The sequence below is a fragment of the Corallococcus sp. CA054B genome (genome assembly GCF_003611625.1).
GTDB classification, from domain to species: Bacteria; Myxococcota; Myxococcia; order Myxococcales; family Myxococcaceae; genus Corallococcus; species Corallococcus coralloides.
Window position 1 is genome coordinate 1 of record NZ_RAVY01000319.1, and the last position, 6869, is coordinate 6869.

Genomic DNA, 6869 nt, shown 5'->3' on the forward strand with positions numbered 1-6869 from the left:
GGGCGCGGGGGTGCTCACCTCGCCGGTCGGGGTCGTCGTGTCGCCTTCGGGGCTCGCGCCGCAGCCAAAAGCGTGGAGCGCCAGCAGCAGCGCGCTGGACGTGAAGACAAATCGGTTCCGCATCGGGCAGGGGGTTTCCGTGCACGGGGGCCCTCGAGACGGGCAGCGGCCGCGACGCCTTCGCCTGCGGCTTCATCACCCACGCTCCGTGCCTCCGGGCTCACGTGCCACGGGAGGTTCGGGCGCTCGGCTGGTCTCAATGGCCCGGTGAAAGCGTTCTCCAGCCGGGGTCATTGCAAACCGCGGCGGAAGTGAACACTTCCCCTGGCGACAAGGGCCACGAGAGCCCCCGGTGGGACGCCTGCCTCCGGCGATACTTCCGTTTTCCCGAAGTATCGCGCCTGGATTCTCTATTTGCCGAAGATAGCCGGCGCTCCTATTTGAGAGGCGTTGGCTCCCCGTGCCTTACCCAGGTGAACGCATTGGAATCATTCCAAACCATCGGCAGCCCCATCCTGTGGGGCGGCTTCATCGCATTTGTCATCGCGATGCTCGCGCTGGACCTGGGTGTGTTCCACCGCAAGGCGCACTCCGTGAGCTTCAAGGAGGCCGCGGCCTGGAGCGCGGTGTGGGTGAGCCTGTCGCTGGTGTTCAACGGCTTCCTGTGGTGGCGCTACGGCGCCGGGCCGGGCATGGAGTTCCTCACCGGCTACCTCATCGAGAAGTCGCTCTCCGTCGACAACATCTTCGTCTTCGTCGTCATCTTCTCCACGATGAAGGTCCCGGCGCTCTACCAGCACCGGGTCCTCTTCTGGGGCATCCTGAGCGCGCTGGTGCTGCGCGCGGCGATGATCTTCGCGGGCGTGGCGATGCTGGAGCGCTTCCACTGGCTCATCTACGTCTTCGGCGCCTTCCTCATCATCACGGGCGTGAAGCTCTTCATCCAGCGCAACCACGAGGAGCACCCGGAGGACGGCTGGCTGATGCGCACCGCCCGCCGCGTGATTCCCTCCACGCCGCACTTCGACGGGCAGAAATTCCTCACGGTGGAGAACGGCCGCAAGCTGGCGACGCCGCTGCTCATGGCGCTGATGCTGGTGGAGGCGTCCGACGTGCTCTTCGCGCTGGACTCCATCCCCGCCATCTTCGCGGTGACGCGCGACCCGTTCATCGTCTTCACGTCGAACATCTTCGCCATCCTGGGCCTGCGCTCGCTCTTCTTCCTGATGGCCGGCGCGATGGAGAAGTTCACCTACCTGAAGGTCGGCCTGTCCGGCGTGCTCGTCTTCGTGGGCGCGAAGATGGCGCTGGTGGACGTGGTGCACCTGTCCCCGGCCGTCTCCCTGGGCGTCATCGCGCTGGTGCTGGGCGCCAGCATCGTGGCCTCGCTGGTGAAGGCCAAGAACACGCCGCCGCACGCGCCCAACGGTGAGACGTCCTCGGACGTGAGCCGCGACGCGGCGGCCCCCGCGAAGAGCTGACGCTTCCGCGGATCAAGACTTTTCCGGCTGTGGGTCCCATGGGGTGTGGGGCTCCGGGCCCGGGCCCTCGAAGTGCATGGGGGCTCGGGCCTCTTTTTTGTCCGGCCCTGGCCGGCGCGCTCTCAGTGGGCCCGCGACAGCTCCGTGAACTCCAGCCAGGAGCGGATGGCGTCCTCGAACTCCTCCAGGGGCAGGTCCTGGGAGCGGCCGGGGATGGCCACCTCGCTGTGGATGGAGGCCCGGGCCCGGTTGAGCTCCAGGCTCCAGGTCTCCCCGGTGACGTCCCAGCGCTCGCGCCGTCCCTGCCGCAGTGACGCCAGCACGTTCAGCATCCCCTGCGCCCGGTTCGCATCCGGCCGCAGCTCCTGGGCGAGGTAGTCCGCCAGCACGTCGTCGGGCGGCAGGCCACTCACGACCGCCCGTCCCTGCTGATCCCACGTGAATCGCAATGTCCTGGGCACGGACGTGAAGGTCGCACGATCCGCGGATCGCCGGCCACGCCCCGCCCCCGCCGATTGCGCCGGAACCCGACACTGCGGCCCGGCCGCGTGCGGCAGCCAACGGGCGCCTCCGCCCCGCGAACAACCGCCTGTTGGGAGCTGGAAAAGCGAAAGGCCGTGAGCCCCTGAGGACTCACGGCCTTTCTGGAGTGGGCGCGGCAGGTTTCGAACCTGCGACCCCTGCCGTGTGAAGGCAGTGCTCTACCGCTGAGCTACGCGCCCTGCTGTCTGTGCCGCCCGCCGCGCCACCGCTGCGCAACGAACGCGGCGATAAGTGCCATTCGCCTGCGCAGGTGTCAACGCCTTTTCTAGGAGGATTCTTCCGCGAGCTCTTCCAGCTTCGCGTCCAGCTCGCGCAGGCGGCGCTTGAGTCCCGCGAGCTGCTTCCCCACGGCCTTGAAGTCCCCCTTCGGCGCGAAGTGCAGGGCCTTCATGACCTCTTCCTGCCCGCGGTCCAGGGCCTGCTTTCCGCGCTGGACGCGGCCAATGGCCTGGGCCACGGCCATGGCGCGCTTCTCGTCGGCCATGAGCTTCTCCATGGCCATGCTGGAAAGCCCCAGCGCCTGCTTCTTCAAGTCGTCCCGGATGCCCATGGCGCGGTCCTCTGGCCCCTCAGGGGCCGTCGGGGAACTCGGTCTTCAACGCGGCGAAGACGCGGTCGGCGATGCCCTTGTAGCGCATGCGTTCGATGAGCGGCTGCAGGTCCCCCCGCATGGAGATGCGGCGCTTGAGCACCGCCTCCACCGGGTCCAGCGTGCCCAACAGCAGCTGCTTCCAGACGGAGTACGGCGCGCGGGCCAGGTACACCGGCTCCAGTTCGTCCAGGTCGTCCGGATCCGACAGCACGCGGGCCCGCTTGATGTTGCAGTCCCCGGGCTCCACGTGGATGACGAAGGGCTTGTCCAGCTTGCCCTGCTCCGCTTCGATGACGGCCCCGAAGTCGCCCTTCCATCCCTTGCCGGCGATGGCGCACTCCGGATCTGCATTGGTGAGCCGGACGGCTTCGTCCAGCCATTCCTTCGACGGAAACTTCGGCATCGCGCCTCCCTACCCCCTACGGAAGATGCTCTTGATGCTGGAGAAGAGGCCGCGGTCGTCGCTCGGCCCGCTGCTGCTCGACGGAGCAGCCGGCGTGTTGCGCGAGGCGACTTCCTGCAAGGCCTTCTTCAACTGCTCGGGCGTGTCGCGGGTGGCCAGATCCACCTTGCGCGACATCCCGCTCGCGTCCTCCACCTGCACCTGGAGGAGACACTCCTCGGTGAGGCGGAAGTCGATCTTCCGGCCCGCTGCCGCGGCCGGCACGCGGACGGTGCCCAGGTACTCGTTGTCCACCATCAGGTCGCTGTCGCCCTGGTAGATGTCCAGCTCGATGAACTGCGCGCCCGGCTGCTGCGGCGGCGGCAGGCGGAAGCTCTTCACCATCGGGATCAGCGAGTTCTTCTCGATGATGCGCTTCACGCGGCCGTTGGGCATCGCGTAGCCAATGGGCATGGACAGCGCGTCCAGCAGCGTCACCGCGTCGATGCTGCCCAGCGAATCCCCCAGCAGCGCCGCGCCCAGGGCCACGCACTCGTCTGGGTGCACGCCCTTGCGCGGGGCCTTGCCGAAGTGGGCCTGGATCTTCTGCTGCACCAGCGGCATGCGGCTCTGGCCGCCCACCAGGATGATCTCGTCGATCTCCGAGCGGCTGATGCCCTTCTCCGCGAGCACGCGGTCGCAGATGTCGAAGGTGCGGTCCACCAGGTCGCCAGTGAGGTTGTTGAGGTAGTCGCGGGTCAGCGGGATGCGCAGGTCCAGCGGCTTGCCCTTGCGCTCCTCGATGTAGGGCAGGTCGATGACGACGTTCGGGATGAGCGTCAGGTCGATCTTCGCGGCCTCGGCGGCGTTCTTGATGCGCTGGAGGGCGATGGGGCTCTCGGTCAGGTCGACCTTGGTCTCGTCGCGGAAGCGCTCCAGCACGTACTCCATGATGCGGTTGTCGAAGTCCGCGCCGCCCAGGAAGGAGTCGCCGCCCGTGGCCAGCACCTCGAAGACGTTGCCGGCCAGGTGCAGCACGCTGACGTCGAAGGTGCCGCCGCCCAGGTCATAGACGAGGACCTTCTGGTCCAGGCCCCGGTTGAAGCCGTAGGCCAGCGCCGCGGCGGTGGGCTCGTTGACGATGCGCTTCACGTCGAAGCCGGCCAGCCGCCCGGCCTCCTTCACCGCGTTGCGCTGGTTGTCGTTGTAGTACGCGGGGACGGAGATGACGGCCGCGTCGATGGGGCCGCCCAGGAACTGCTCCGCGATGGTCTTCAGCTGCGACAGCACGAAGCTGGAGACCTGCGGCAGCGTGTAGAGCTTGCCGCCCAGGGTGACGGCGGTGTCCCCGTTGGCGTCCTCGACGATGTCGTAGGGGAAGTACCCCTTGAGGTCCTCCACCGCCTTCGAATGGTACTTGCGGCCGATCAGACGCTTGGTGCCCCAGAGCGTGTTCTTGGGGTTGGTCACCATCTGGTCCTTGGCGACGCCGCCGACCAGCAGGTCGTTCTTGGCGGACAGCGCGACCACGGAGGGCAGGATGAGGTTGCCGCGGTCCGTGGGGACGATCTTCGGGATGCGGTTGCGCACGGACGCCACCAGTGTGTTGGTGGTGCCCAGGTCAATCCCGACGATGCGAGGTCTGTCCGCCATGAAGGTCAACGTGCACGGCTCAGGGGGAGAGGCCGCGCCCGTCCTCACTCTCTAGCACGTCGAGGCGTCGCGTGCGCGTTTCTAGGCGGACGCTTCCTCCCTGACTGTAGTTCTGGCCAGCCTGCCCACCAGGGGGGCTGATTCCGGGGCCGGCCTACAGCTCCCGGTCGGGATCCGGCCCCAGGTCGCGCAGGCGGATCGGCCCGTCGGGCTCCGGGGGCGGGAGGGTCTCACACACCGCGTCAGGACCCACCGGCAGCTCGGCCAGGAAGCGGGACGGGGTGAGCAGGAGCCGTCCGTCCTCCCGGGGCAGCGAGGTGTGGGGGTACACGAGCCACAGCGCCTCCCGGGCCCGGGTGACGGCGACATAGAAGAGGCGGCGCTCCTCCTCCTCGCTCTCCGGGTCGCGCGTGGCGAGCGACAGGGGGAAGCGCCCGTCGGTGAGGCCCAGCACGAAGACGGTCGGCCACTCCAGGCCCTTGGCCTGGTGGACCGTGGTGAGGGTGAGCACGTCGTCCGGGGCCTCGCCATCGCCGTCCAGGGCGGCCCGGGCGGAGAACTCGGCCACCAGGGCGATGGCGGACAGGAAGCGGGGCACGTCCTCGAAGCGGCCGGCGAACTCCTGGAGCTGGCGCAGGTCCTCCCCGCGGGGGTCCGCCCCGTCCGGGGTGGCCGGGGGCTCGCGAGCCGCCAGCACCTCCGCGAGCAGCGCGCCCGGGCTCCGGGCCCCACTGGCGGACAGCTTGGTCATCAGGGACTGGAAGCGCTGGAAGCCGGCCTGCGCCTTTTTCGGCACGTGGGCCTGGACGTCCGGGTGGGCCAGCGCGTCCGGGAGGGACAACTCCGGGGGCAGCGCGGCCAGGGCGGCCCACAGGTGCTCCGTGCTGGCGGTGCCCACACCGGAGAGCCTCCGCGCGAGCCGCTTGAAGGCCAGCTCATCGGTCCGGTTGTTCGCCCATCGCAGGTGGGCGAGCGCGTCCTTGACGTGGGCCTGCTCGAAGAAGCGCACCCCGGAGCGCACGCGGAACGGAATCCCGTGGCGCGTCAGCTCCAGCTGGAGCTCCAGGGAGTGCAGGTGGGCGCGGTAGAGCACCGCCATGGACTCCAGGCGCTCACCCCGGGCGCGCAGCTCCAGGACGCGCTCGGCGACGAAGGCGGCCTGGGCCTTCACGTCGCGGGTGGGCACCACCTGGGGCACGGGGCCGGGGGCGCCGTCGGACACGAGCGCCTTGGGGAACTGCCGGGTGTTGCGCGCGATGACGGCGTTGGCCAGCCGCAGCACCTGGGGCGTGGAGCGGTAGTTGCGCGTGAGCGGGTAGATGCCGCAGCCGGGGTAGCGCTGGGGGAAGTCGATGATGTTGGTGAACTCCGCGCCCCGGAAGCTGTAGATGGATTGGCAGTCGTCGCCCACGACGGTGAGGTTCTTGCGCTCGCCCACGAGCAGGTCCACGAGGTCGCCCTGGAGGCGGTTCGTGTCCTGGTACTCGTCCACGAGCACGCCCTGGAAGCGCCCGGTGAGCTCCGCGCGGATGGACGGGTGGTCCTCCAGCAGCCGCTTCAGGTGCGACAGCAGGTCGTCGTAGTCCATCAGGTGCAGCTGCGCCTTGCGCTGCTGGAAGCGGCGCGCGGTGGCGAACACCTCCGGGGCCACGGGCAGCATCTCCCTGCGCCGGTCCACCAGCACCTGCGACACGGGCTGCTGGAGGTTGGTGGCCAGGGAGACCAGGTCCAGCAGCGCGTCCGGGCGCGGGAAGCGCTTGTCGCTGCGCAGCTTCCGCTCCGCCAGGCACGTGGCCATCAGGTCGCGCGCGTCCTCGCGGTCCAGCACGGTGAAGCCGGTGGAGAAGCCCAGCGCGCCCGCGTGCTGGCGCAGGAGCACGTGCGCCGCGTGGTGGAAGGTGCCGCCGAGCAGACTGCCCACGTCCGCGAAGCCGCCGGCCAGCTCCTCCACGCGGCGGATCATCTCGCGCGCGGCCTTGTTGGTGAACGTGAGCAGCAGCAGCGACGATGGAGGGACGCCCCGCTCCAGCATGCGCGCCACGCGGTACGTGAGCGTGCGCGTCTTGCCGGAGCCGGCCCCAGCAATCACGAGCACGGGCCCCTCCCCTGCTTCGACGGCCGCGCGCTGCTCGTCGTTGAGCGCGCCATCCAGGTCCAGACGGCGCGAGGGCGCTCCGGCGGGGACGGCGTGGATCAGCGGCAGGGGGGCGGCCATGGG

Annotated in this window: 6 protein-coding genes and 1 tRNA gene; 1 reads left to right on the top strand and 6 read right to left on the bottom strand. The window is 69.3% G+C overall.

Annotated features, from left to right (window positions below):
* Positions 1-482: 482 nt before the first annotated feature.
* Positions 483-1481: a TerC family protein gene (locus D7V80_RS39670; protein WP_120592975.1), complete on the top strand. Its 999-nt coding sequence runs from the start codon at positions 483-485 to the stop codon at positions 1479-1481.
* Positions 1482-1603: 122 nt separating this feature from the next.
* On the opposite strand, the gene D7V80_RS39675 is transcribed toward D7V80_RS39670, so the two are convergent.
* The 6 genes from D7V80_RS39675 to D7V80_RS39700 form a co-directional block, all read right to left on the bottom strand.
* Positions 1604-1894, bottom strand: coding sequence for a hypothetical protein (locus D7V80_RS39675; protein WP_199738981.1), 291 nt, complete (start codon positions 1892-1894; stop codon positions 1604-1606).
* Positions 1895-2131: 237 nt separating this feature from the next.
* Positions 2132-2203, bottom strand: a tRNA-Val gene (locus D7V80_RS39680).
* 86 nt (positions 2204-2289) lie between these two features.
* Positions 2290-2574, bottom strand: coding sequence for a hypothetical protein (locus D7V80_RS39685; protein WP_014397452.1), 285 nt, complete (start codon positions 2572-2574; stop codon positions 2290-2292).
* A gap of 19 nt (positions 2575-2593) precedes the next feature.
* Positions 2594-3019 (bottom strand): hypothetical protein, encoded by a 426-nt coding sequence (locus tag D7V80_RS39690; RefSeq protein WP_120592973.1) that lies wholly within the window; start codon positions 3017-3019, stop codon positions 2594-2596.
* A 9-nt stretch (positions 3020-3028) separates the two neighbouring features.
* Positions 3029-4651: an Hsp70 family protein gene (locus D7V80_RS39695; protein ID WP_120568030.1), complete on the bottom strand. Its 1623-nt coding sequence runs from the start codon at positions 4649-4651 to the stop codon at positions 3029-3031.
* Positions 4652-4805: 154 nt separating this feature from the next.
* A complete protein-coding gene (locus D7V80_RS39700) occupies positions 4806-6866 on the bottom strand; it encodes an ATP-dependent helicase (RefSeq protein ID WP_120592974.1) in 2061 nt (686 codons plus the stop codon).
* Between the last annotated feature and the right edge of the window lie 3 nt (positions 6867-6869).